This window comes from Vibrio sp. LQ2, assembly GCF_023920125.1.
GTDB lineage: Bacteria > Pseudomonadota > Gammaproteobacteria > Enterobacterales > Vibrionaceae > Vibrio > Vibrio fluvialis.
The window spans coordinates 2,789,358-2,814,304 of the sequence record NZ_CP085308.1; the positions used below are offsets into that span (position 1 = coordinate 2,789,358).

Genomic DNA, 24,947 nt, shown 5'->3' on the forward strand with positions numbered 1-24,947 from the left:
CTCTTGTTTGGGTCACGCTTGCTGATACCAATGCACCAATTGCTCTATCAGCCATTCGGGATTATCCAGCGGAATGTCGTGACCGTCTTGCGGGTTGAGGATCAACGGCGACTGCCATGCTTTGGCCAGCGCTTGTGTGGCTAAGGTGCTGACCAGTTTGTCGTGTAACGAAGAGACAAACATCAAGCGGCATTGTGGTTGTTGCGCCTTAAAACACAGCGCTGCGGCCAACTGGCGGATAAAGTTCATCGGCTGCATGGGCAGACGCTGTTCCAGTGCTGACCATTGCGCGATGACGCCATCGTCCATCGGGCGATTGGCTACCATACTATAAATGATGCGGGCTCTGCGTTGGGGTGGCGCACACAGTGCCCGTAAGATGTTGAGATAGTTATCAGGACGCAACCGCTGATAAAACGGGCTGAACCCTCGTGCGGTGGTATTGATGCAAAACAGGCTGCTCACTTCATTTGGGTAGCGTTCAGCCCAGTTGAGGCCAATCATTCCGCCCATAGAAATGGCGATGAGATCAACCGGTTCATTGCCAACACGCTGAGCGCGCAGGCTGTCGACCATCTCCTCAATTCGCCACGGTGAGCGTTCTTGGTGGCGATCGCCCGCTCCGGGAATATCGAGACACAGAAACTCACGCTCAGGAAACCGGGCATTGAGCTTTTCCGGAATCGTTCCCCAATGATATTTGCCGCGAAACAAGCCACGGATCAGCACAGTTTGACGAGGCATGGTCTTTCTCCCGCAATCAAAGACTCGACCAGTTTAGTGTGTTAACTCCTGAGAAAGTTTGAACTGCTTCGGAGTCACACCAAACTCTTTCTTAAACAGGCGGATAAAATGGGAAATATTTTCATACCCCAGCTCAAGCGCGGTATCGGTGACCGACAACTGGTTCAAATAGCGTTTTGACTGATTGAGCTTCAAGCGGGTGAAATACTCTTTCGGCGTTTGGTTGGTGACCAGTTTGAATTTCTGACTGAAGTTTGGCAGCGACATTCGCACTTCTTCCGCCAGTTCGGAAATCGATAACGGTTCGCCTAAATGGGCTTTCATCATGCGAATCGCACGATTGACCGGATGATGTTGATGCTGCGACAAAATCTCGTGCGAGCCCTGCCGCTTCAGCAGTTCATACACCATTTCCTGCGTTACCAAATCGAGCAGAAACGGAATGTTGCTGTCGTTGCTGCGCAAAATTTCCTGAGCGCGACCATGCAGCGTATAGATGCGATCTTGCAGATAATCCATCTGGAAGTGGCTGTAATCGTGATCGAGAGAGGCTTTCACTTCCAGCTGGTCGCCGACTCTGGCGCTGACATCCTGCAACACGTCTTCACTGAATTCGTACACCAGTGCTTTGGTAAATTCCGACATCGACATGTGCACGTTGGCATGCGGTGGCAACAGTACACACTGCTCTTTGCGATAGGTAAATTGCTGTGACTGGTTGATACGCACATCTTTGCTGCCCTGCAAAATCGTGCACAGGCGTGGCGTCTCGTAAGAGCGGTATTCGCCCTGAAAATGCTTTGGCAGGTGATAGTACAGCATGTTGACTTTGTCGGTGGACAACGCGTATTCGGTTTCATCAATCCGACGGAAACTGTTGAGAGTTTTCATTCAGCCCAAATGGTCACGGTTTGCAGAAACGCCAGTGTAAGGGAATCGTTCTGATATGAACATGATCCCAACATAAAAAATGGGGATTTAGCGTGTAACAGAGGAAAGACAGAGCTGGATAAGGGAAAAGGTCAGGTGCCCATGACAGGGGGTTCATGAACACCTGAAGCCGGATTACATCGCCGCTTTCAGAATCGCTACGATCTCTTCATGCGTTGCCTGTTTCGGGTTCGTGAAACCACAAGCATCGTTGAGTGCGTTTTCAGCCAGAATGTCGAAGTCTGCTTCTTTCACGCCGAGTTCTGTCAGGCCAGCCGGAATGTTTACATCCGATGACAACTTGCAGATGGCGCGAATCGCTGCTGCCGCACCATCACGTGGTGTCATGCCTTCGGTATCCACACCCATAGCGCGTGCAACGTCGGTCAAACGCTCTGCCGCCACTTCGCTGTTGTATTGCTGTACGTGAGGCAGCAGTACTGCGTTGCACACACCATGTGGCAGGTCGTAGAAACCACCCAACTGGTGCGCAATCGCGTGCACGTAGCCCAATGATGCGTTGTTGAATGCCATACCCGCCATAAATTGTGCGTAAGCCATGTTGTCACGAGCGTTGATATCATCACCGTGTTTCACTGCCTGACGCAGATTGGCCTGAATCATTTCGATCGCTTTGATCGCCACTGCATCAGTAATGGGGGTTGCCGCAACGGACACATACGCTTCAATCGCATGAGTCAGTGCGTCCATACCGGTTGCCGCCGTCAGTGACGCAGGTTTTGCCAGCATCAGCTCAGGATCGTTGACCGACATCATTGGGGTTACGTGTTTATCGACAATCGCCATTTTGATGTGACGTTTTTCATCGGTGATGATGCAGAAACGGGTCATTTCAGACGCGGTACCCGCCGTGGTGTTGACCGCAAACAGAGGCAGTTGAGGTTTCGCCGATTTATCGACGCCTTCATAGTCTTTAATTTCACCGCCATTGGCTGCCAGCAGTGCGATGCCTTTGGCACAATCATGCGGTGAGCCGCCACCCAGTGACATCACGCAGTCACAGTTGCTGGCTTTGAGTTTTGCTAAACCGGCTTCCACGTTATCCACGGTTGGGTTAGGTTTGGTTTCATCAAACACGACCGTGTCTACACCCGCTTGCTTAAGCAGGGCCGCCACTTTATCGACCACGCCCATTTTATTCAGAAAACGGTCAGTGACGATCAGTACGCGCTGAAAACCGTGAGAGGCAATCGCCGTCGCGGCATCGGCCAGACAGCCCGGGCCCATCAGGTTAGAAGAAGGGATGTAAAACATGTTAGACATAATTGTGCTCCTCTGGCTTCAGCCAGTACAGGTCATGCTGTACCGTGCGGCAACCTTGTTCTTATTTAAGGGGTTACGTTTGATTGGCTGTAGGCTAGCAGGGACAAAAATTGAGAACTAACGCGTTTTTAAACAAAATAGCTCAAATTTTCAAAACCAGAATTTTCCATTAGATCTAAATCAAGAAACTGAAATTCCAGCTGAAAATTTGAGCACAGATCAATTTTGCCGATTACTCGGCAAACAGGTTGAGATACGCCTGATTGTGGTTAGGATCGGCTCCCTTGGCGACGGCATATAGCGGCTCGGCAATCTGATTCACCAGATCAACGATCCCGCTGTCCAGTTTTCCGGCATCAACCATACCACTGAGTAACGTCAGTACACCGTCCTGACTCATGCCCTCTCGATACGGGCGATCCTGCACCAGCGCCTGAAATACATCGGCAACCGCAATAATGCGCGCTTCGTTGCTCAGTTCTCGCTCCCTTGGGTGAAACGGATACCCGACGCCGTTGATGCCTTCATGATGAAACGCCGCCCAGCGAGCCACTTCCCCCAGCCCTTCAATATTGCGCAGGATTTCATAGGTTTCGTAGCTGTGACGACTCATGACTGCCCGCTCGTATTCATCCAGTGGGCCGGGTTTGTCGAGAATATCGTCGGGAATATTGAGTTTACCCAGATCGTGCAGCAGCCCGGCAATTTCAATTTTGTCGCACTGTGAGGCTGGCAACCCGTAAGCCTGTGCAATGCTGCGCGCCACATCCGCCACCCTGACCGAATGCTGCGCCGTGAACGGGCTTTTCTGATCGACGACATAGGACATGATGAGCGACAACTGCTTGATTTGCGCCAGAGAGAGTTGCTGGTTACTGGGCATACGCCCCATGTCCCAGGTGTAACGAGTGATATGACGATCCTCAAGCGCAATCCAAAAGGCTTCCGCTTTTTGAATGCTCTGAAATACACGCACCAACTCGGGATCAAAATAACTCCCTGAGCTGTCGCTGATTGATTTCACGATGTCATCACGAACCAGCAAAATGTCGCTTTCATAATGGCCTGCACCCAGCACATCAATCCTGTCGGCCAGAAATATCAGGTTCGCCATACGCGCATCGCGCACACTGATGTCCGCTTTGTTCAACTCCGCCCACGGAGTGTGATGGTACAAAATCGGGACCGCAAATTTCGCCAGCGGCGCAAAGTTTCGTAATAACCGATGACCGATTTCACAATGAATATGCGCGTCATCCCAGTCGAAGTGATTCACCAGATTGGAGTGCATTTGTTCGGTCGACACGCCGCAGTCATGCAACATACCCAGTTCAAAAATGTACTGAATATCGTCATCGCTGAGCCCGATTTCGCTGGCAATCTGGCTGGCGATGTAACCCACCCGTTTGCCGTGATTGGTATCGTTCATTCCGACCAACGACACTGCGGTTTCAATCGCAATGACCATTTGGCGTAAGTCGATGTTCATATCCCTTGATTCATCCATTGTCGCCGCCTCAACTTAGCACTCCCTGATTTAAACATAGTCAGGGTTATGCTGATTTATGAACTTACATGAAGTGAAAATTTAACCATTAACACTCTTTAGCACAGCAATCTTCTGCGTATCTGGCTCAGGTCACAATTTAAGCTCGATGACAAAATCGTCCATTGAGAAATGACGCATCAGGGGATTGAAGCAATAAAAAACGAGCCGAATGGCTCGTTGACGTTCTGGGCTACTTTGGAAGAAAACTGAAGCCCGGAGAATAGCGATGTAAACCATCCATATCCCCTTTGCTCAGCGCCACGCCGTTAGCCCGGGCGATGGCGTAAACCATGCTGAGGTGAAACAGCATGTTCGGCACAATGTAATGATGGAAGAACTCAAACGGCGCCAACGCTATCGTGGTCTCTCCCGCGTTATCTTTTAAGACGCGGTCATCTTGCCAGTGGAGTAAAGCAGGTTCAGCCGCCAGATACGCGAGCGTTTGGGCAATTTGTTGGCGAACGGCTTGTTTGCCGGCTTGCGAAGTGAAAAAAGATACCTCTTCAACTCTGGCTAACGGGCAATAGCCGCGCAAAGCAAAATTGGCCGCAATTTTCGCGTTCATCTCCAATGAGAACATATCGTCTGCCAGCGCTGTGGCAAACAGTTCAGGCGGAATTTTCTCAACCACGGTATCCAGTTGTGTCAGGTACCGCATCAAGAGTGCTTTGATGTCACCGTCCATGTCGCGATTTCCTTAGTGCTTTATTCTGGCTGGTAAAACTGAACGCCCTGCGCTTTCTCATGCTGAAATTTCAGCGCGCAAGTTTTGCAAATACAGGCTTTGCGCTTGGCGTCTTTGGGCACTCGGTCCAGCAGCTCCTGTGGAAAAGTGATGTTGGGATCGTTACACCAACAGGATTTCGTCACATCTCCGGTAGACAGATTAACGCAGGCATTGCCATTGCCGCATAACGGGCAAATTAACGGGTCGACATTCTGCACTTTATGGCTCACGCACGGGCTCCTAGAACAAGGTGGATGTTTTCGCCTCTCGGACGAGCCGCCACACTACTTAAAGTGCTCGCGGCAGGCAAGTCATGCGAGACATTCGGCGCCATCAAATCAACGATTTGTCCTGGTAACAGTTCACCCGCTCCATTTCGCCGTTTTGAATAACAAAAAAGGCATCCTGCGGTAAGTCCTGCTCCCACACTTTATCGTAGTTCAGACCCAACAGCAGCCCGCGCAGTACAATACCAGTAAGACCATGGCTGACCACCACGATATCTTCCTGCTCTGGCACTTCAGCCAACCACTCTTTCAGGCGCGCTTTCACATCCTGATAGCGTTCTGCGTTTGGCGCTTTGAGATACCAATCGCGACTATCGAGCAATTGCGGATCCTCTTCCAGTAAATCAAACAGCGGCTTTTCTTCCCACTCACCAAGTGAGAACTCTTTCAAACGGTCATCTTGATGCAAATGCGCTTTCTCAAAGCCAATTTCATCGCAGATGATATGAGCCGTCTGCACCGCGCGTCCCAGTGAACTGGCGTACACCCGATACGGGCGACCATTTAGATGAGATTTAAGGTGGGTACCCACCGCCAAAGCCTGAGCTTTACCTGTACTGGTGAGTGGTGAATTACAATGCCCCTGCAACTTTCGCTCGGCGTTGAACTGAGTTTGTCCGTGTCTGACAACAAAGATCTTTCTGGTCATGCATTCCCCCTGATGATGTCGATTCATCACGTTAGCCGATTCTCAAACCGACTGCAAAGGGCAATGCCGTTTAGCGTTCATCCAGCCTGAGCGCCATCGATACGAAATCCGCTTCTTGCTCCGTGATTCGGTATCCAAGGCGCTGATAAAAGCGAATAGCGGCGTGATTGGCGGCAAAGCTCGACAAAGTTATCGCCGAGCGTTGCTCTTTTTGGCCCATGGCGTTCAGTTGTTGCATCACCGACTGACCGATGGCCTGATTCTGATAGTGGGGAAAGATAATCAGCAGATGCACATGGTAAGCGTTGTCATAGGGTTTAAAACAGATGAGGCCGACCCGCTCGCCACGGTGCACAATCCAGTGGAACCAAGCCCATTGATAATCGGTGCGCAGGCGTTGACGCTGGAACTCATCATCCCAGCCAAACACTTCATCTACCAAGTCGAAAATACCTTGTTTAACCGTCGCGAAGACCTGTTCGAACTCGCTTAATTCAGGCGTGACGAATAATAAACCGCTGTTCTTTGTCGTCTCTGACTGGTTGTCCTTGTGCATCAACATATTCAAGGCTACTCCGGAAACTTCGCCACTTGCGGCGCTTCCAGCCCGGCTTTATGCCATTCGGTCTGCTCGCTGCAAAAAATGCGCGCATCCGGCGTTTTGCTTGGCTCTTCGTTAAGGCTTCCCGCCGGCACAATCAAAAATTTTCCGCTGGATGAAACGTAAGGCAGGCCGGAGCCGCATATCTTGCAAAACACCTGAGTAAATGAACGGTGCGGATGATCATAACGCTGCGTGACGTCCTCACCGCTCAGCCAACGAATGTTGTCCGGTGACGTAAACAGGTTGGAGGCATGCGCTGACCCCGTCATTTTTCGGCATTGCTCGCAATGACAGAAATAGAAATGTTTGAAGTCGTCTTCCACAGCAAAGGTCACTTCACCACAACAGCATCCGCCACTGATTTTATGACTCATAGAACCTCCTTGTCCCTTGATAGTATTGAGTTAATGCTTGATTAAGATGTAAATCAAACTTGACCAAGAATGATCACACTATAGTGGACGCGTTTTATGTGCGACAAATTCGTGCTCTCACACTCCAGATTTATGACCTTGTTCTCAACCCACATCGCACATACTTTTTACCCACCTTGTTACGTTCTCCAGCCATAAAAAAGCGAACCCAAAGGTTCGCTTAAACATCGTCAAGATATGAAGCAATCACGAATTCTTCATTAGCTGGGCTGATATTTGTATCGCATCTGCTAGTAAAGATATGGAAGGAAGCGTGGCAGTACGTCGGTTGTATCAAGTGAATTTCGGATAAGAATTTCTATGGGTTAATGCCCGCCTAAGGGGCTGACAACGCATTAGGCATGGCGCAATACTCAAACACAACAACCGTAACCACCGCCGCTCATTGGGACTGTCAACGCAACGCGTTGACAGTCCCTCTTGAGGCGATTGTTATGTACGATGCCCCAACACTTGCTGCCAATGCTCATGGCTTAAAGCACTTTTAGGAATATAAATACTACGTTTTTGCATGCTATCTTCAAAATATGAAACCTTGGCTGTCGACCAAATACCAAAAGGAAGAAAGCGACACGGCTGAGTGACATCGCAAGCAAACCCTTTGAAAAGCAATCTTCCACCTGACATTTTTAGCGCACTATTCCTGAGCTTGCGCCACAGCATAAATACTCTAATGGTTGTACCTATACACATAGCAAACACAAAGAGCCCTAACCACTGATTGCTACCACTTGAAAGCCCAAACAAAACAAGCGACAAAAACGCTATATAAACGAATTCCGTGAAAACATATTTGTAAATATTCAATCTAATATTAATGTCCATATTTTTTCCTAGTACATAACGCCGCATTGAGTGGTAATCAACGCCACCCACACACCTAACTCATTGTTCTGTAAACACTAAATTTAAAGTGGAGCAAAAAAATGCGAAGCGTTGAGAATCCCTCTTAACTACTTGTATGCGATGATATCAAGCGTATAGGATGACACCAAAAATTAACAAAGCTACAGGGACTATTATGGGTGAACCATAGACTAGTATTTTTTTACCCAATGCAGCTTCACCAGATGGCAAGCCATAAATGTTTTCTCCTTTAGTTCCTTTCCAAAAGCAAAGTAATAAGTTGATTATAGGGAGGCCGAACACTAAGGATAATATAGGGCTCCAACCGATATCCTTTAATCGACCATGAGCATAAATCATAGAAATTGGAATTTGAATCATCCAGAGGTTCATTGCATTGTAAATTCCACTATAGCCTCCACCAACGCGCGCGACTTCCAAAGGCTTAAAACTATCTAGAAAAATAATTAAATCCTTTGACAAAAGTTGATGAGTAATTGGGTAGTTCAAGAATTTAAATATTATTAACTGTGTCAGAATTGGCAAGAACGCCCATACGACAATCATGTAAAAAGTAAACTCTACTCTTCCCAATCTAGGACTTTTAGGCGTAAGCTTACTTTTTTGATTAATAGGTAATTTCTTTCTCATATTTTTGGGCGATAAAGCGTCATCCAACAATGATGAAAAACAACCTTTACAAAATAAGGATTCCTCAACTTGTTTTAGCTCTTTAACCTCGAAATAATTATTGCATTTATTACACTTCATCAGAATTGATCCTACTTAGTCACCTAACGAATGACATGGATTCCCCTCCAGAGAGTCTGCCACACTTACGTGGTACTTATTAACACTGGAGGCACCATGTCTGATTATTCTTATTTTGGCGGTATCGATTTAGCTAAAAACCACTTCAGTATTCATGTCGTTGACTCACAAGATAAAGTAGTTCTTCATAAATCGGTTATTCGCTCTAAATTACTGACCACAATAGCAAATATGCCACCTATGCGTATAGGACTCGAAGCGTGTGGAGGTGCACATTATTGGGCAAGAACGCTTAGTAAATTAGGACATGATGCTCGCATTATGGCGGTTAAGTATGTTTCTTCCCATAGAACTCCGGTTTTTAAGACTACATATCAGCGACTACTTAAGTCGGGAAAACCCAAGAAAGTAGCCCTGATTGCCTGTGTTAGAAAAAGATGGTTGTGATCCTAGATTCAATGCTAAGAGACGGTACTATGTGGACACGAATATGGCGAAAAATTAGCTATTGGCGGCATACTCGTTTGTTATGTGCTTGAGGTGTACTTAATGATCTTTCTTTTTAAAGAAAACCACTGATACATTCCAAAAAGAATACCTGCCCCTAACCATCAGAACAGATGCTTTAATATCGTTAAGGTAAAAAAGCCCTCAGAAAACTGATCATAGATAACACCAGTAAAAGTGAACATGATCAATGCGAATGGGCAACCAGACTCAAGTGTATATCGAACAAAACCTTTCCTTTGTGCTGCGTTCCAGAAACTATCATGTATTGTCATTCCACTCTACCTAGCATTTGATTTTGACCAATAGAGTAAATCAGATCGCTGACTATTCTACACAAAGCTTTAAACTATTGGATTCGCTTCAAATTATCGGACACATAACATTTTGTTAGTGCGCATGCGCTTACCTTACGTTGGTCTATCCAACATCAAGAATAAAAAAAGCGAACCCGAAGGTTCGCTTAAGCATCGTCAGAGTGTGGAGCAAACTAAACGATTACAACATCGCGACTGATTGTTGAGCAATCACGAATTCTTCATTGGTTGGAATAACCATAGCAATCGCGTTCATCATCTCGGATTTCGCGACAATGCCGGCATTACCAAAACGTGCGTCTTCGTTGCCTTTTGCATCTTCAACGAAACCGAACACGGATAGATAGTTCAGGATTTCGCGACGGATCGGCAGCGAGTTCTCACCGATGCCCCCAGTGAAAATGATGCCATCCACACGACCCAGCGGGATCATGTAAGAGGCAATGTATTTCGCAACGCGGTAGGTAAACACTTCAAACGCCAGTTTCGCGCCTTCGTGACCCTGCTCCATTGCTTCCAGAACGCCACGCGCATCAGAAGTCAGGCCAGATACACCAAGGAAACCCGATTTTTTGTAGAGCGTTTCGAACACTTGTTCTTTGGTCCAGCCTTTCTTAAGCAGGAACTCGATGATGCCCGGATCGATGTCGCCAGAACGGGTACCCATCATCAGGCCAGCTTGTGGGGTGAAGCCCATAGAGGTATCAACACTCTGACCATCGCGGATGGCACAAACTGACGCACCGTTGCCCAGGTGAACGGAAATCACGTTGGTGTCGTTGACGTCTTTGCCGAGCATCTTGGCGGCTTCGCGGCTTACGTAGTAGTGGCTGGTACCATGGAAACCGTAACGGCGGATAGCGTACTGTTTGTACAGCTCAGTCGGGATTGCACCGCTGTACGCTTTTTTCGGCATGGTTTGGTGGAATGCGGTATCGAACACAGCAAACTGTGGCAGCGTCGGGAATGCTTTAACCGCAGCGCGGATACCTTTCACGTGTGCCGGGTTGTGCAGCGGCGCCAGGTCAGCCAGTTGTTCAATTTCGTCGATCACGTTGTCGTCAATGCGCACGGTGGACGTGAAGTGCTCACCACCGTGAACGATACGGTGACCTACAGCCACGATGTCGTTGGTAAAGCCAAGGGTATCAACCAGTTTTACAATGCGGTCTACCGCGTACTGGTGATGGTTTTCTGGGGTACTAATGGCTTCTTCGGTTTTCTGACCCTGATATTTCCAGCTGATGACCGCTTCCGGCAAACCAAAACATTCGCCAAGACCCGACACCAAAGCATCACCGCTCTTTGAATCAATGACTGCGAATTTAAGTGAGGAGCTACCTGAGTTGATGACCAACACATACGAGTTCGACATGGGGTTGTATCCTGTTTCCGACTGAGAGTTCGAAGCCTGCGCTTCTCCATTTACAGACTCCCATTATTCAATAATTTTTGAATCTTTCAACTTTGTTTTAGTCTTTTATGTGATGGAAACGTTTTTTTGTTGATCTTTGACAATGATTGATTTTTTTTGAGGTTGGAAATATTTCCATCAATCACAGTTCAGTGAATAAAAAAGAGCTCCGTCATTGCTGAAGGAGCCCTTGTTGCCTAGCTTAGCTGATGTTGTTATGAATAATATTTTGTATTTTATGCAACCAGAATCTCATTCCAGTCGAGTGTGATCGGTTCACGACGCGCGAACATGACAATGTGTTCATTGATGATCGACTGCTGCACGGCGACTTTCTCGGCACTGTCACTCTGGCAGACGAAGATCAGGCGCTGCTGTTCATCATCAAGTGAAAGCGTTGTCACACCGGATGGAAATTCCACGCGGCCTTGTACTTCATCCCAGCTGGCCGGCACTTTACGGGCAAAGTGACGACACAAGGTGACAAGGTATTTGGCGACATGTTCAGAACGTAATTCGGCTTTAGATTGGTATTGCATAAAATATCCTTGATGTTGCCCGCCTCGCAGCGGGCAAAAGGGTTAGAACTGGTAAGATGCGGAAATCTTGAAGCTGCGACCCGGTTCGTAATCATCCATGGCACCTGCGCGGGCATTCGCTCCAGTGCGTGATGCGTGTGATACGTACAGTTCGTCAAAGATGTTGTCGATACCGAAGGTTACCGTCAGGTCAGGCACGGCGTAAGGCATCCACTGCGCATACAGGTTGTGCGTGTCATACCCTTCTTTCTTATCGCTGTTCTCTTCCACATTGGTTTCATCCAGCACCACAATTGACGTCCAGCCAAACAAGGTGTCGATTGAATCCGCGTGATAGCCCAGGTTCAGAGCAATGCTGTCGCCCATGTCGGCGCTGCGGCCGTTGGCATCCAGCATCGGACCGCCGGTTGATTTGTCTTCGGTGTCTGAACGTGAGTAAGACAGGCGAGAGCTGAACGCTTGGTATGCGTAGGTCGCACTCACTTCAAAACCTTTAATCACTACATCACCTGTATTTTCAAAGCGATAGCCGTCTACCGCGCTATCCCAGGTTTGCATGATGTAATCGTCGATTTCGGTGCGGAATACCGTCAGGTTCGCAGCCACAAAGTGATCATCAATGCGCTTGTCAAAGCGTACACCACCCTGAGTGTTCAGACCGGTTTCTGCTTTGATGTCATCCGCCAAATAAGATGTCTGTTGATACATCACGAAGGTTTCCAACAGCTCAGGCGCTTTAAACAGCGAGCGAGCATTGGCAAACAGCGTCCAGTCTGAATTCACTGCCCATTCGGTGCCCAGAGACCAGGTCACGTCATCGAAGTTGTTGGTTTCATTCACCGCTTTGCGCTTCACGTCGTCGTAACGCAGACCAGCGGTAATGTTCCAGCTCTCGGTCAGTGACAGGGTGTTCTCAGCAAAAATAGCGTTCGACAGGCGAGATTCGTCCATGTAAGACGAACCGGCGTAAGAGCTCTTACTGGTTTGATCGACGACATCGGCACCGTAGACCACGCGGTTGTCCAGGTTCAGCAATTGGTAATCCGACTGGAACTTCGCGTTCAGACCCACGTTACGGTTGGTCGCCGTATTGGTATCTTTCGGACGCGGCCAACGACCGGTCACTTTGCTTTCGTCACGTTCGATTTCGGTTTCGCTGCTATAAAGTGTTACCGTACCGCTGTGTTTCTCTTTGGTCAGTTTGTATGACGCGGTGACAGTGTCACGGTTATATTTGGTTGGCAGCAGGTCATCAGCAGTCAGGTTGGTGTTCGCTGAACCGTTCATGTCCGGGCGCGGGCTGTAATCGCCTTCATCGCGATACAGGTCATACGCCAGTTGGAAACGGTGGCCGGCCGCAGGTTCATAACCCACTTTACCCAGAATATTGTAGGTATCGCCTTTAACGCCAAAGGTTTCATCACCATTGCCGTCTTCAAAATTGTCACGAGCAATGCCTTGTGCGTACAACATGGCATCAACATCGTCGCTCAGCTGACCATAAACGGTTACCGAACCTTGCTCGCTGGCGTTCGAGTTGTAGCCGCCAAAAACGCGTACACCGAATTGTTCGTCACCGCGCAGCAGATCTTTCGCGTTCTTGGTTTCAAAATACACCGCACCGCCAAGACCACTTTGCGTCACCGAGTTGTTACCAACCTGAATATAGGCCGATTTCAGAATGTCTGGGTTAAGAGTCAGGTTGCCGATGTGGTGGAACATGTTGGCGTGTTGTGAAGCACCATCAAGACGAATATCCAGGTCCGTTTCGTTCAGACCACGAATGTTGATACGCTGGTTGACTGAATGTGTGCCGCCAACATCCACACCTGGAATATCACGCAGCAGGTCGGACATATGGTCAGCCTGCTTAACTGACAGATCATCCGTACCCAGAGATTCTGAGCTACTGGACACTTTGGTTCCCCACACCACAACATTGTCGGTCTGAGTCTCTTCTTGCTGGGCAAAAGCCATATTGCTCAGCGCTGCACTGATCGCCAAACATACCACTGACTTGTGAATAGAACGCATTTTCTTACATTCCTTATATTTTAGTTATGAAAATACAAATGATAATAATTCGCAAACATGGTAGAGTGACGCACTCAGAATGAGAAGATGAATAGGTTATGCAAAATCGCATAACGCTTATGAGAAATAACCGTATGTCACTCAGTCAACGTCAGGAAATGATTCCGAAAAAGGTCACGATGACCCGAAAACTGCAGCAGGATGATAAGCAGATTATTATTAGCCACGGCCAGAGACAGGCGGCCGCACTGGCGGAAGGATCGTACATCAACTACGCCAACGAAGGCGCATTTATGCTGCATGGCGGAATAAGCCACGAGCTGACGAACTCCAATGTGGTCGCTACGACGCCTGCATCGGTCATCATCACGTTGCTGCTTGAAGGCAGTTTGATTTTTGGCTATGACGATTTGGAGTTTAATTTAGAGGCGGGTAAACAGGCTCAGGGCGTAATTGTCAATTTCACTCAGCCAGCGAGCTTTCGCCGCCGTCTGCAAAAGGACAATCACGTCGTTAAACTCAACATCATTCTGGATCAGGCGTGGCTGAGTAAACGCATTCGCAAGCCCTGCCCGCTAACGCAGTTTATCCAGCAAGACAAAGCGTTTTGCCATCTGACATTAAGTGAAGAGATGGTGAGCGGAGTACGTCGTATACTGGCAACGCCCAAACCGCAAACCCTGCTAGAAACCCTGCACCTGGAGCACGCCGCGATTGATTTGGTGCTTAAAACGGTTGAACAACTTGAGCCACTCAATCATGAACAAACGACCGGCGAGGCTCGCAGTTACTGTTCGCAAATGGGGCAGATCGTGCATTTTCTCGATCAGCACCTTTACGAGGAGTTATCGCTCGACGCATTGGCACAGCAAATGGCGATGAGCACATCAAATCTGCAACGCAAATTCAAGCAGCAGATGGGCATGACGGTGGCGAACTATGTGCGTCAGCGACGCCTCAATAACGCGCGCCAGCAGTTGGAGCGGGGCTACGTCACCATTACTGAAGCGGCGTATGAAGCGGGTTATCATCACCCGTCCAATTTTACCGCGGCATTTAAAAAAGCCTTTGGTCAATCACCGCAGGCTTTTATGGCAAAACAATCGGATTAATCGGGCATCAGTGCGTGTGATACAAACACATGCGCTTGCCTTCAATCTCAAGCACGCGGAACGGCGTTTCGTAGATATCGCCCAAAACCTCTTCCCGTATCACCTCTTCCACACTGCCCGTCGCCACCACTTTGCCTTTCTTCAGCGCAATAATGCAATCGGAATAGCACGACGCAAAGTTGATGTCGTGAATCACCACGACCACCGCTTTATTAAGCTCGTGCGCCAAGCGTTGAATCGTCGCCATGATTTGCAACGAGTGTTTGATGTCGAGGTTATTCAGCGGCTCATCCAGAAACACATAGTCGGTATCTTGGGCAATCACCATGGCAATGAACGCCAACTGACGCTGACCGCCACTCAGCTCATCCAGATACTTGTTCTGAATGCTCTGCAGATCGAGATACTCAATCGACTGGTCGATCACTTGCTGATCTCGCGCATCCAGTTTGCCCTGCGAATAAGGAAAACGGCCGAATGAAACCAGCTCTCGCACAGTGAAACGCATCGTCAGCGTGTTGGCCTGACGCAGCACCGACAGCTTTTTCGCCAGCGCTTTGGTGTCCCAGTCCACCAGCTCTTTGCTGTCGATCCACACTTTACCTTCATCGCGATTCACCAGTCGGCTCGCCATTGAGAGCAGCGTACTTTTACCCGCGCCGTTGGGCCCGATGATTGACGTGACCTTACCTTTTTCGAACTCAGCACTGGCGTCTTTCACCACCGCTTGTTGCCCAAATATTTTCGTCAGTTTATCGAGTTGAATCATTGCTAGACCACTTTATTACGAATCAGAAGAGAAAGGAAATAGATGCCACCAACAAAGTTAATGATGACGCTGAGTGTGGTGCCAAAATGGAACACTTTTTCGACGATCCACTGCCCTGCCAGCAGCGCAAACACCGACATCGCCGAACAGGCAATCAGCAGCACGCGATGCTGATAGGATTTAAACCATTCGCGCGTCAGGTTGGTGACCAGAATGCCAAAGAACATAATCGGACCAATCAGTGCGGTGGAAATCGAGATCAGCACCGCGCTCAACATCAACACATTACGCGTAGTTTTACGCACATCCACCCCGAGACTGACGGCGTTATCGTTGTCCAACCAAAACACATCCAGCACGCGGTGCATGCGAAACAGCAGATACGCGACCAACAGTAGTAATGGCGCAACAAAATAAACCAGGCTGACTTTGACGTTGTTGAAGCTGGCAAACATGTTCGCCTGCACCGACGCAAAATCGTTCGGGTCCATCAGCATGATGAGGAAAGATGCGATGTTGGAGAACAACTGCCCCAGAATCACGCCCAGCAGCAACAGCGCAATCAGGTTGCGCTTCTCTTTGTTGAAATAGAACGTAAACAGCACAGTTGAAAAGCCCAGCATCGCCGCAACCGACAACGAGAAGTTGAGGTACGCGTTCATCGCAAAGCTGCTCAAGCCGCCAAACAGCGCCACAATCCCCACCTGTACAAACAGATACAAGGAATCAAAACCCATGATGCTCGGTGTGAGGATGCGGTTGTGGGTGATGGTTTGAAATGCCAGCGACGACTGCGCAATCGCAATACCCGCCAGCACAATCGCCAGCACTTTCGGCACGCGGCGCGACAAGAAATACTGATAGTTGTCCGGCGTCAGGCCGACACCGATGAATGCAGCGGCAAACACCATTGCCAGCACAATCAACAGTGTGAGTTTAAGTTTATCGTGCATGGCGCTGGCCTCGCAGAATCAGCGCAATAAACGCCACACCACCAAAAATACTGATGATCATAGAAATCGGAACTTCATACGGGAAGATAATCACGCGGCCAATCAGGTCGCACAGCAGCACCAATAACGCGCCGAAAATGGCGGTGCGCGGAATGTTGAGTCTCAGGTTGTCGCCGTAGTAATAGCTCACTACGTTCGGCACAATCAGGCCCAGAAATGGCAGCTGACCGACAATCATCACCACCGTCGCCGACATCACTGACACCAGACACACCCCAATCACCAGCACCTGCTGATAATTGAGCCCCAGATTCACGGCAAAGTCTTTACCCATACCCACCGCAGAAATACGCGCTGCGTACAGGTAACTGAATATCGCCACGGGAACCGCGATATACAACAGCTCATAGTTGCCTTTAAGCAGGTTGGCGAAGTTGGCCACCGCCCAGCCCGACAGGTTCTGCACCGCGTCGTATTTGTAGGCGATAAACGTCGCCGCCGAACTGACGACATTACCGAAGATGATCCCGACCAGCGGCACAAAGATGGCGTTCTTAAACTGAATGCGCTGGATGAACTGGACGAAAATCAGCGTCCCCACCATAGCTACCGCAAAAATCAGCCACAGGTTATTGCCGTCACCAAAAATGACCAGACTTAACACATAGCCCAGCATCGCACACTCGATGGTGCCGGAGGTGGACGGCGCGGCAAAACGGTTCTGACTGATTTGCTGCATGATCAGGCCAGCGATACTTAACCCTGCACCGGCCAGTAATACCGCGAGAAGACGTGGAGCGCGGCTGGTGAACAGCAGGTTCCAGCTATTGGCATCGCCATTCATCAGGGCGATAAAAGACAAATCGCCCACCCCCACAAACAGTGAAGATAGGCTGATTAGCACAAAAACAAGCAATAATCTTTTCAAAACTAACCTCAGCTTGCTGGCTCACAGCCTGCTTCTAGAGCAGGCTGTACCATCGCCAATTACAGCAGACCGATAGACTGTTTCATGTCCGCCACCATCTGTTCTGTCGCTTTCACGCCAGAGATGGAGATGTACCAAGCATTCAGGTCAAGGTAAGTCATGTGTTTGTTTTTATAAGCGTCTGTCGCTTTCACCAGATCGTTTTCAAACTCTTCGTGGGTGTGGCTCGTGCCTTTATTCACCAGTTTGTCACGGTCGATGATAAACAGTGTCTGTGGGTTGTGTTCACGAATGAACTCGTAAGAGATCAGGTCGCCATGACGGCCGCCCTGCTTCACTTTCACGTTCTCGTGGAAACCGAAATCGCGGTAAATCGCCGAGAAGCGCGAATTAGCACCGAAAGTAGTCAGGTTGCCACCTGAGCTCATCACCGTTAGCGCGTTCACTTCATGCGTTTGTGTGTAATCGTTCACCGCTTTGAACTGATCGTTGATCTGGGCAATCTTGGCATCCACTTGTGCTTCGATATCAAAGACTTTACCCAGGTTGTGCCATTGTTCCTGAGTGCTTTCCCAGTAACCTTTGCTGTCATCGGCCGCAAATACGATGGTCGGCGCAATCTTAGCCAGTTCGTCGTAGCTGGTTGCCGCACGCGGACCGATGATGATCAGATCCGGCTTTTGCATATAGATAGATTCGAAATCCGGTTCAAACAGCGAACCCGCCTGACCGTATTGATCGCCTTTGTACTTTTCCAGGTAAGGTGGCAGTTGAGGCACTTTCGATACCGCAACAGGCTGAATACCGAAACTGTCTACCGCATCCAAAACACCCAAACCGATCACCACTACGCGCTGTGGTTTCTGTTCCAGTGTGGTTTTACCCATCTGGTGTTCAATGGTTACCTGCGCAGAATGGGCAGAAAAAGACATCACCAGGGCCAAAGACGTCAAACTGATAACGGATTTCATAATCTTCCTTTCTATTAATAATTGCGATGAATTTTGATAAGCATTCGCATTAAGATGGCGCAACTATACCCATATCGAAGTGTGGCCGCAACTGGGTTGCGTCACTTCTGTTTGTAAATCTATGTAAAAGAAGGAAGATGTTGATCTGACGTTAAAAAGACGTCAGATCAAACGATCGATTAAGCGGCCTGAGCAGAGGTAAAGGTGAAGGTTTTGCAGTGTGAACCATGCACATGGGTGATGGTTTGCGGTGCGACAATAGTCCAACCCGGTTCACTATCGAGCGGCTCAGAAGCCAGAATGATGTCGCCTTCCATCACCTTAGTGAACACCGTCGGCGGATGTTGGTCTGAGCTGTAACGTACCAACCAGAACTGTTCGCCATCGGAAATACAAATCGATGCTTTGAAAGGAGTGTGAACGCCCTTCTCTGCCATCACCTGCTCAATCTCATGGATGGTGGTGCGAATAGCGTCCACCGGATTGTCGGTCAGCCCGTTTTTCATCATCAGCAGAAAGATCAGTTCACTGTCAGTCGTTCCGGTCCGTTGCACATACAGCGATTCCGGCAACAGGCGTTCCAGCGTGTATTTTACTTTTTCATACTCGCCAATCTGACCGTTATGCAGAAACATCCATTTATCCAAAATAAACGGGTGACAATTTCGGCGTGAAACTTGCGTGCCGGTTGATGAACGCACGTGCGCCATAAAGCGGTGGGAACGAATGTGATGAGCCAGTGAACGAAGGTTTTCGTCACTCCATGCCGGAAGCACTTCATGAAATTGACCTGGTGTGCTGCGCTCGGTGTACCAGCCCAAACCAAAACCATCGGCATTGACGCGCGTCACGGCTTTTCGAGCTTCAATACTTTGATGAACTAAGGAGTGTTCCGGTTGATAAACCAGTTGATCGAGATAGATAGGGTTGCCCTGATAGGCGAGCCAGCGGCACATGACAAATTCGTCCTCCAGACAGAAAGAGGCTTCAATTAACCACGTTTATCGGACACAGGCAATATCCCGACAAAAATTGTTTTTATTGCTCATAAAACAGCCAATTCTATCTGCCATTTTTGCACCCAATTCGAGCAACCATCACTGCTGCCATCAGGCTTGCACCATAATTAAGCAAGGTATTCATTTCCCAGCACTTTTCACTGGTTTAACCATAGATAATAAATATGAATCAAGTTCAAACTTTCGCAAGTCGCCAAATCCGCCCGTGTTGAGCGAACAGTAAGTTATTTTTTCATTCCACCGCACTCTTCCATTTAGAGTAAAAATTCTAAAAACCATACTTTATCTACCCTGAAGAAGCACAGAGCATTTCTTATTACTTTATTTATCCGTTATTTATTTAAACATTGTGCATAAATAAATGACCACACTCTCAATAATTATCGTTATTTTATGTTCACTTATTATGTGTAATTTGGAATGGTTATTTCAGAGCTTAATTATTTCGTCTTGTCGATGAAATACGCTGACTATAAATTGTTACAAATATTTCACACACGTTGAGTTGACTCGATGAAAATTATTTTTGCATCGCTACTAATGCTGGCAACCTCACAGGCCAATGCGACTGCGCAGCCTGATGATGAACGTTTGATCGCAGCTCTGATAGAGCGAGGCGTGATTTGTCAGGGGCTAACCGCCGAGCAACAACAACAGGCGTTAAATATATATTTAAATAAAAAACACAATAAAAAGAATCCTAATAATAAAAATACCGGTTCCTCATCAAACCCTAACCCGACTGAACACTGTATTTCTCCGGACTCCGAATAAATACATCAATAAGAATTCATGCTGGCAGAGTTTTCTGTTGGCGTGTTTGCACCATAAATATGGGAAATAATAAGGAAATATAATGAAAAACATGAGGAAAACCTTGCTTGCCTCAGCAGTGGCTTCTTGGTTTAGCGTCGGTGCATTTGCACAAACACCAGTGGATATGGGTGTCGTTAACGAAGACAAGTTGATCGACATGCTGGTACGCAATGGCACCGTTAGCGCAGATGCAACCGCAGCAGAAAAACGTCACGCACTTGACCTCTATCTGGAGAGCAAAATTCGCTCTGGCTTTAAGGGTGACGCTCAGTTTGGCAAAAAGGCACTTGAGCAACGCGCGAAAGTGCTGAAGGTGATCAAGAAAGAAAAAGGCATGCACAAAGCCAGTGTGTTCGCGCTGGAAATTGGTCAGCAGCGTACCGATAAAGTGCTGGCTTTGCTGATTGATTTCCCGGATCTGCCGTGGAACGACAACCAACTCACCAAAGAGCATACCGAAATGCTCTACGACAGTTACGATGCCGCGCACTATCAGAATCTACTGTTCTCAGACAGCGGCTATACCGGACCGAACGGCGAAAACCTGATCTCCATGCGCCAGTACTACCAGAATGAATCCGGCAAGAGCTACAGCGTTGCAGGTCAGGCTGCCGGTTGGTATCGCGCATCGAAAAACGCGGCTTACTACGGTGGCAACTCTCCCGCGACCGATAGCGACATGCACGCTCAGGAACTGGTGCGTGAAGCGCTGGATCAACTGGCACAAGACCCAAGCATCAACCTTGCCGACTACGATGTAGAAGACCGTTACGACTACGATGGCGATGGCAACTACCGTGAACCGGATGGCGTTATTGACCACCTGATGGTATTCCACGCCTCTGTGGGTGAGGAAGCTGGTGGTGGCGTACTGGGCGCTGATGCGATTTGGTCACACCGCTACAATCTCGGCCAGTACCATGTATTAAAAGGCACCAGCAGCACGATTCCGGGCCGCTTTAACGGCCAGTATGCAGCCTATGACTACACCATTCAGCCGATTGATGCGGCAGCTGGTGTGTGTGCCCACGAATACGGCCACGACCTTGGTCTGCCGGATGAATACGACACGCAATACACAGGCAAAGGTGAGCCGGTCTCTTACTGGTCCATCATGTCTTCTGGCAGCTGGGCAGGTAAAATTGGCGGCACGCAGCCAACCGCGTTCTCCGCGTGGTCTAAGCAATTCCTGCAAACTGCGATTGGCGGCCGCTGGGTTAACGACGACCAGATTTCCATTGACGATCTGAAAAAAGGCGCTCGCACTTACACCCTGTTCCAGACCACCGACAATGCGCGTCCGAACCTGGTTAAAGTGAACCTGCCGATGAAACGCACCGAAGGCATTCAACCGTATGAAGGCCAATACGCGTTTTACTCCAACAAAGGCGACGATCTGAAAAACAGCATGAGCCGTCAGGTCACCATCCCGGCTGGCAGCAGCGCGATGCTGACGTTTAAAGCCTGGTATCAGATCGAAAAAGATTACGACTTTGCGCGCGTGCTGATTAACGGTCAGCCGATTCAGGGCAACATCACGTCGATGGACGACCCATACAATACGGGTCTGGCGCCAGCGATTGGTGGCGAGTCGAACGGATGGGTCGATGCGCAGTTCGATTTGTCTGCCTGGGCAGGCCAAACGGTTGAGCTGAGTTTTGACTATGTGACGGATGGCGGTCTGGCGATGGAAGGTCTGTACATCGACAATCTGGCGCTGGACGTCGACGGTAATGTAAGCGCTCTGGATGACGCGGAAAGTGGCTCTACGTTCGCTCTGAACGGCTACACCACCAACGATGGTTTCCACGAAGCTAACCACTACTACCTGCTGCAATGGCGCAGCCACAACAACGTCGATGAAGGTTTGGCGAACATCAAACGCATGGGTCAGCTGATCAGCTTCGAACCGGGTCTGTTGGTGTGGTATGTGGATGAATCGTACAAAGACAACTGGGTAGGTAAACACCCGGGTGAAGGCTGGTTAGGCGTGGTTGATGCCGACCAGAACGCGATGGTCTGGGCGAACAGTGGTGAAGCAGCGCAAACCCGATTCCAGGTTCGTGATGCGGCATTCTCACTGTTTGACCAAGCGCCAATGCGCTTGGAAAGTGCCGATGGTGATGTTCTTGAGGACGTAAGCCTGATTGGTAACGCAAACTTTGCTGATTCTCAGGATTACAGCTCGCCATTAGCACCGGACTCCGGCCGCCTGCTGACCGAATTTGGTCTGCAAATCGACATCGTGAATCAGAGCCAGGATAACGAGTACGGTGTGGTTCGCCTGTCTCGCGCCAACACAGCGAATGTACCGCCAACTGCGAACTTCGAACTGGATGTAAATGGTCTGAGTGTCAATGCACACAACTACAGTCAGGATCAGGATGGCAAGCTGGCAAGCTATGCCTGGGATTTTGGCAACGGCCAAACCAGCAGCGAACTGTCTCCAAGTTGGAGCTATGACGCCGCAGGCACGTACACCGTTAGTCTGACCGTGACCGATGATCAGGGTGATAGCGATACCTTCACTCAAAGCATCACCGTCGTGCAGCCGAACAATCCGCCAGAAGCAAGTGCTCGTCACATTCATCTGGGTCGCTGGGTGACCATGTGGTCCACCAGCACTGACAGCGACGGTCGCATTGTCGACACCGAATGGACGCTGCCAAACGGCAAAATTAAACGTGGTCGTATGTTTAGCGCCATTCTGCCGAGCTACGGCAAACAGGACATCACACTCAAAGTGATGGACGATGACGGCGCCAGCACCACCACAATCATTTCCCTTGATCTGTAAGTCCCACCTTTGTTTCTAATCCATGGAAACAGTTGAGCGCAACGCCCGTTGCGCTCTTTTTTATTGCGTTTGCATACGTTCCAGCGCTTCAACCCGCCGCCATTGTTTGGCATCAAAGCTCGATTCACGCAACGCGGTAATTTGCTGCGCTTTTTGCGTCTCACTCAAGCTGTTGTCGGCCAGCAGCTGCGCACGCTGCGTTAGATATGACGTTAACGTCTGCTGAAATTGGGCGCGTTGATTGTCGAGTTCCCCCAAACGCTGCGCTCCGGCTTCACCGACCATTTCAACACGGGCCAGATAACGCGACTGTTCATCGTCGCCATCGGCGCTGTAAAGTCGGTTGACTAAATCGGCATTCTGTTCGCTACGCTGAATATAATCTTCCTGCTCAGCCACAACGCTCTGCCACTGCAATTTGGCATCGGCGGCGTCACTTGCCTGACCGGCAATACGCAGTTTTTCCATCGCCAGATGCCTGAGCTGATTTTCTTCGCCAAACAAACTCTGCTGTTGTTGCGGGGTAAAAAACTGCAACTGCAGGGCGAGGATCTGCTGATTAAGTTCAGCAAGTGAGGGGTAATCAAGCGAACTGATGGCAACCGACGGTTCAAGCCCAGCCAGTGCCTGTTTGTAGAGCACAAATTGATCGAACAACGCCCCGTCGACCAGAAAGCCGTTTGCACTCTGTTCGTAGTTGGCGACGTGGTGTTCAATCTCTTTTAAATCACCTTCCCCCAACCCGGAAACAAAATAGTCGAGCAGATCTCGCGGTGAAGATTGATCCAACTCGGTATCGCTTTGAGACGCCACCTGCATCACAGCAGGTGGCAAAGTCGAATCGGAAGGCCAAAAGGCCGCACTGAGGCTCCCCAATACGGCCACTATTCCTAAACACAGTGCGGTCTTTTGCATATCGACTCCTTATAGGCCTTGCAGTTTCAGACGGTTAGCGTGCTGGCGGTACAAGGTAACAGGGTCAGTTTCAAACAGGTGGTGAATACCGAGCAAGCCGTTGATTTCATCCAAATGATTCATCTTGTAATCATCTCGAATCACTTTGCCTAAATGGGCGCTGCACGTCCCCACCAGGCCATCACTCGGGCCATCAAACGCCAGTCCCAGCACCATCATCGCCGCATCGGTAGGATCAAGCGCGTTGGTAAACGTTGATGCGCCAGTCCAGGAGTAATAACGCACGCCGTTCACCTCATAATCGCCTTCACCACATTCAGTGGCAGGAATGCCTTCCGGGTAGTTTTGGTTGAACGCCAGTGACCCTTGGGTCGTCAGTGCATCCAGCGATGCCAGCGCATCTTGTTCAAGATCGCTGCCGCCAGACAGCAGGTTAATCAGCGTCACCAGACCATCGGCCAGTTTAACCGCCAGCGCTTCAGTGACAGAGTCTTGCGGAATGGTATTGCGCACTAAATCCGCCACCGCCGAGCCTTTGTTTACTCCGCCAATACTGGTTGCCGAGGCGACCAAATCCGGACGGACCGAAGCAACGTAACGCACCGTTGGCCCACCATGACTGTGGCCAATCAGGTTGACTTTTTCCGCGCCCGTAGCGGCGAGCAGCGTTTCAACCTGCTCAAGCAACTGTTCACCGCGCAATTCGGTGCTGTTGGTGGCAGACACCTGCGCCACGTACACCGTCGCGCCATCTTTGGTCAGAGACTGAGGAATGCCGTAGAAGTAATCCACGCCAGCTAACGTATCGAAACCAAACAGACCATGGACCAGCACAATAGGATATTTGGTGTGGGTATAACCTGTTTGGTCGAGCGCGCCCGCACTGGTCGAGGCCAGTGACAACGAACTGAACAGGCAGAGAGCAGAAAGTAATAGTTTGTTTTTCAAGTGATCTTCCTTCTTATTAGGGGATCTGTGTTTCATAAAAAACACAGACATCGGACCTCTGAGGAGCGATCTAACGTTAGAAG

General features: G+C 49.3%; 24 protein-coding genes and 1 pseudogene. 4 read left to right on the top strand and 21 right to left on the bottom strand.

The annotated features are described in order from the left end of the window. Positions 1–12 precede the first annotated feature (12 nt). The 11 genes from LGV68_RS13145 to LGV68_RS13195 all read right to left on the bottom strand — a co-directional run bounded on the left by LGV68_RS13145 (position 13) and on the right by LGV68_RS13195 (position 8,825). Positions 13–744, bottom strand: coding sequence for an alpha/beta fold hydrolase (locus tag LGV68_RS13145; RefSeq protein WP_171934323.1), 732 nt, complete (start codon positions 742–744; stop codon positions 13–15). Between the two features lie 33 nt (positions 745–777). Next, entirely contained in the window at positions 778–1,635 is an 858-nt protein-coding gene (locus tag LGV68_RS13150) for an AraC family transcriptional regulator (protein ID WP_020328222.1), read from the bottom strand. 174 nt (positions 1,636–1,809) lie between these two features. Beyond that, entirely contained in the window at positions 1,810–2,958 is a 1,149-nt protein-coding gene (gene yiaY / locus LGV68_RS13155; protein WP_061055816.1) for an L-threonine dehydrogenase, read from the bottom strand. 232 nt (positions 2,959–3,190) lie between these two features. Continuing rightward, on the bottom strand, positions 3,191–4,465 hold the full coding sequence (locus tag LGV68_RS13160; protein ID WP_252535393.1) for an HD domain-containing phosphohydrolase: 1,275 nt from the start codon (positions 4,463–4,465) through the stop codon (positions 3,191–3,193). Positions 4,466–4,697: 232 nt separating this feature from the next. Next, the gene (locus tag LGV68_RS13165; RefSeq protein WP_158126124.1) at positions 4,698–5,192 is read right to left on the bottom strand and encodes a DUF1993 family protein; all 495 of its coding nucleotides are present in this window, start codon (positions 5,190–5,192) and stop codon (positions 4,698–4,700) included. Positions 5,193–5,212: 20 nt separating this feature from the next. Then, positions 5,213–5,464 carry a cysteine-rich CWC family protein gene (locus LGV68_RS13170; protein WP_020328218.1) on the bottom strand — a complete coding sequence of 84 codons (252 nt, stop codon included), beginning with the start codon at positions 5,462–5,464 and terminating at the stop codon, positions 5,213–5,215. A 103-nt stretch (positions 5,465–5,567) separates the two neighbouring features. Then, positions 5,568–6,170 (bottom strand): histidine phosphatase family protein, encoded by a 603-nt coding sequence (locus LGV68_RS13175; protein WP_047460628.1) that lies wholly within the window; start codon positions 6,168–6,170, stop codon positions 5,568–5,570. A 70-nt stretch (positions 6,171–6,240) separates the two neighbouring features. Then, a complete protein-coding gene (locus LGV68_RS13180; protein ID WP_252535395.1) occupies positions 6,241–6,732 on the bottom strand; it encodes a GNAT family N-acetyltransferase in 492 nt (163 codons plus the stop codon). Positions 6,733–6,740: 8 nt separating this feature from the next. Then, a complete protein-coding gene (locus LGV68_RS13185; RefSeq protein WP_020328215.1) occupies positions 6,741–7,148 on the bottom strand; it encodes a GFA family protein in 408 nt (135 codons plus the stop codon). Positions 7,149–7,640: 492 nt separating this feature from the next. After that, positions 7,641–8,033 carry a hypothetical protein gene (locus LGV68_RS13190; RefSeq protein ID WP_252535398.1) on the bottom strand — a complete coding sequence of 131 codons (393 nt, stop codon included), beginning with the start codon at positions 8,031–8,033 and terminating at the stop codon, positions 7,641–7,643. 147 nt (positions 8,034–8,180) lie between these two features. Then, the gene (locus LGV68_RS13195) at positions 8,181–8,825 is read right to left on the bottom strand and encodes a DUF805 domain-containing protein (protein WP_252535400.1); all 645 of its coding nucleotides are present in this window, start codon (positions 8,823–8,825) and stop codon (positions 8,181–8,183) included. 96 nt (positions 8,826–8,921) lie between these two features. Here LGV68_RS13195 and LGV68_RS13200 point away from each other — a divergent pair. Beyond that, a pseudogene (locus tag LGV68_RS13200) lies at positions 8,922–9,179 on the top strand (IS110 family transposase); the annotation flags it as partial. A 651-nt stretch (positions 9,180–9,830) separates the two neighbouring features. On the opposite strand, the gene LGV68_RS13205 reads toward LGV68_RS13200, so the two are convergent. The 3 genes from LGV68_RS13205 to LGV68_RS13215 all read right to left on the bottom strand — a co-directional run bounded on the left by LGV68_RS13205 (position 9,831) and on the right by LGV68_RS13215 (position 13,636). After that, a complete protein-coding gene (locus LGV68_RS13205; RefSeq protein WP_024375275.1) occupies positions 9,831–11,024 on the bottom strand; it encodes an acetate/propionate family kinase in 1,194 nt (397 codons plus the stop codon). A 275-nt stretch (positions 11,025–11,299) separates the two neighbouring features. Beyond that, the gene (locus LGV68_RS13210; RefSeq protein WP_020328210.1) at positions 11,300–11,602 is read right to left on the bottom strand and encodes a DUF2218 domain-containing protein; all 303 of its coding nucleotides are present in this window, start codon (positions 11,600–11,602) and stop codon (positions 11,300–11,302) included. Positions 11,603–11,644: 42 nt separating this feature from the next. Further along, on the bottom strand, positions 11,645–13,636 hold the full coding sequence (locus LGV68_RS13215) for a TonB-dependent siderophore receptor (RefSeq protein WP_252535401.1): 1,992 nt from the start codon (positions 13,634–13,636) through the stop codon (positions 11,645–11,647). 134 nt (positions 13,637–13,770) lie between these two features. Here LGV68_RS13215 and LGV68_RS13220 point away from each other — a divergent pair, with 134 nt between their 5' ends. Next, positions 13,771–14,748: an AraC family transcriptional regulator gene (locus tag LGV68_RS13220; protein ID WP_020328207.1), complete on the top strand. Its 978-nt coding sequence runs from the start codon at positions 13,771–13,773 to the stop codon at positions 14,746–14,748. A gap of 7 nt (positions 14,749–14,755) precedes the next feature. On the opposite strand, the gene vctC is transcribed toward LGV68_RS13220, so the two are convergent. The 5 genes from vctC to LGV68_RS13245 form a co-directional block, all read right to left on the bottom strand. Then, positions 14,756–15,517: an iron chelate ABC transporter ATP-binding protein VctC gene (gene vctC, locus LGV68_RS13225; RefSeq protein ID WP_020328205.1), complete on the bottom strand. Its 762-nt coding sequence runs from the start codon at positions 15,515–15,517 to the stop codon at positions 14,756–14,758. A 2-nt stretch (positions 15,518–15,519) separates the two neighbouring features. After that, the gene (vctG, locus tag LGV68_RS13230; RefSeq protein WP_024375266.1) at positions 15,520–16,470 is read right to left on the bottom strand and encodes an iron chelate uptake ABC transporter permease subunit VctG; all 951 of its coding nucleotides are present in this window, start codon (positions 16,468–16,470) and stop codon (positions 15,520–15,522) included. Next, entirely contained in the window at positions 16,460–17,398 is a 939-nt protein-coding gene (vctD, locus tag LGV68_RS13235; RefSeq protein ID WP_024375265.1) for an iron chelate uptake ABC transporter permease subunit VctD, read from the bottom strand. Before vctD ends, vctG begins: the two co-directional genes overlap by 11 nt. Before the next feature lie 59 nt (positions 17,399–17,457). Continuing rightward, positions 17,458–18,369 carry a siderophore ABC transporter substrate-binding protein gene (locus LGV68_RS13240; RefSeq protein WP_252535403.1) on the bottom strand — a complete coding sequence of 304 codons (912 nt, stop codon included), beginning with the start codon at positions 18,367–18,369 and terminating at the stop codon, positions 17,458–17,460. Positions 18,370–18,548: 179 nt separating this feature from the next. Continuing rightward, positions 18,549–19,325 carry a class II glutamine amidotransferase gene (locus LGV68_RS13245; protein WP_020328201.1) on the bottom strand — a complete coding sequence of 259 codons (777 nt, stop codon included), beginning with the start codon at positions 19,323–19,325 and terminating at the stop codon, positions 18,549–18,551. A 576-nt stretch (positions 19,326–19,901) separates the two neighbouring features. Here LGV68_RS13245 and LGV68_RS13250 point away from each other — a divergent pair. Both LGV68_RS13250 and LGV68_RS13255 read left to right on the top strand, forming a co-directional pair. Further along, positions 19,902–20,162: a hypothetical protein gene (locus tag LGV68_RS13250; protein ID WP_020328200.1), complete on the top strand. Its 261-nt coding sequence runs from the start codon at positions 19,902–19,904 to the stop codon at positions 20,160–20,162. An 82-nt stretch (positions 20,163–20,244) separates the two neighbouring features. Continuing rightward, positions 20,245–23,001, top strand: coding sequence for an immune inhibitor A domain-containing protein (locus LGV68_RS13255; RefSeq protein WP_252535405.1), 2,757 nt, complete (start codon positions 20,245–20,247; stop codon positions 22,999–23,001). Positions 23,002–23,061: 60 nt separating this feature from the next. Here the strand turns inward: LGV68_RS13255 and LGV68_RS13260 are convergent, their stop codons facing one another. Both LGV68_RS13260 and LGV68_RS13265 read right to left on the bottom strand, forming a co-directional pair. Continuing rightward, positions 23,062–23,916 (bottom strand): lipase secretion chaperone, encoded by an 855-nt coding sequence (locus LGV68_RS13260; RefSeq protein WP_024375263.1) that lies wholly within the window; start codon positions 23,914–23,916, stop codon positions 23,062–23,064. Between the two features lie 9 nt (positions 23,917–23,925). Next, complete coding sequence (locus LGV68_RS13265; RefSeq protein ID WP_024375262.1) at positions 23,926–24,864, bottom strand: triacylglycerol lipase; 939 nt, start codon at positions 24,862–24,864, stop codon at positions 23,926–23,928. Positions 24,865–24,947: the final 83 nt, after the last annotated feature.

Coding starts and splice junctions, on each gene's coding strand:
- LGV68_RS13145 (WP_171934323.1), bottom strand. CDS start 744: ATGCCTCGTCAAACTGTGCTGATCCGTGGCTTGTTTCGCGGCAAATAT.
- LGV68_RS13150 (WP_020328222.1), bottom strand. CDS start 1,635: ATGAAAACTCTCAACAGTTTCCGTCGGATTGATGAAACCGAATACGCG.
- yiaY (WP_061055816.1), bottom strand. CDS start 2,958: ATGTCTAACATGTTTTACATCCCTTCTTCTAACCTGATGGGCCCGGGC.
- LGV68_RS13160 (WP_252535393.1), bottom strand. CDS start 4,465: ATGGATGAATCAAGGGATATGAACATCGACTTACGCCAAATGGTCATT.
- LGV68_RS13165 (WP_158126124.1), bottom strand. CDS start 5,192: ATGGACGGTGACATCAAAGCACTCTTGATGCGGTACCTGACACAACTG.
- LGV68_RS13175 (WP_047460628.1), bottom strand. CDS start 6,170: ATGACCAGAAAGATCTTTGTTGTCAGACACGGACAAACTCAGTTCAAC.
- LGV68_RS13180 (WP_252535395.1), bottom strand. CDS start 6,732: ATGTTGATGCACAAGGACAACCAGTCAGAGACGACAAAGAACAGCGGT.
- LGV68_RS13185 (WP_020328215.1), bottom strand. CDS start 7,148: ATGAGTCATAAAATCAGTGGCGGATGCTGTTGTGGTGAAGTGACCTTT.
- LGV68_RS13190 (WP_252535398.1), bottom strand. CDS start 8,033: ATGGACATTAATATTAGATTGAATATTTACAAATATGTTTTCACGGAA.
- LGV68_RS13195 (WP_252535400.1), bottom strand. CDS start 8,825: ATGAAGTGTAATAAATGCAATAATTATTTCGAGGTTAAAGAGCTAAAA.
- LGV68_RS13205 (WP_024375275.1), bottom strand. CDS start 11,024: ATGTCGAACTCGTATGTGTTGGTCATCAACTCAGGTAGCTCCTCACTT.
- LGV68_RS13210 (WP_020328210.1), bottom strand. CDS start 11,602: ATGCAATACCAATCTAAAGCCGAATTACGTTCTGAACATGTCGCCAAA.
- LGV68_RS13215 (WP_252535401.1), bottom strand. CDS start 13,636: ATGCGTTCTATTCACAAGTCAGTGGTATGTTTGGCGATCAGTGCAGCG.
- LGV68_RS13220 (WP_020328207.1), top strand. CDS start 13,771: ATGTCACTCAGTCAACGTCAGGAAATGATTCCGAAAAAGGTCACGATG.
- vctC (WP_020328205.1), bottom strand. CDS start 15,517: ATGATTCAACTCGATAAACTGACGAAAATATTTGGGCAACAAGCGGTG.
- vctG (WP_024375266.1), bottom strand. CDS start 16,470: ATGCACGATAAACTTAAACTCACACTGTTGATTGTGCTGGCAATGGTG.
- LGV68_RS13240 (WP_252535403.1), bottom strand. CDS start 18,369: ATGAAATCCGTTATCAGTTTGACGTCTTTGGCCCTGGTGATGTCTTTT.
- LGV68_RS13245 (WP_020328201.1), bottom strand. CDS start 19,325: ATGTGCCGCTGGCTCGCCTATCAGGGCAACCCTATCTATCTCGATCAA.
- LGV68_RS13250 (WP_020328200.1), top strand. CDS start 19,902: ATGAAAATTATTTTTGCATCGCTACTAATGCTGGCAACCTCACAGGCC.
- LGV68_RS13255 (WP_252535405.1), top strand. CDS start 20,245: ATGAAAAACATGAGGAAAACCTTGCTTGCCTCAGCAGTGGCTTCTTGG.
- LGV68_RS13260 (WP_024375263.1), bottom strand. CDS start 23,916: ATGCAAAAGACCGCACTGTGTTTAGGAATAGTGGCCGTATTGGGGAGC.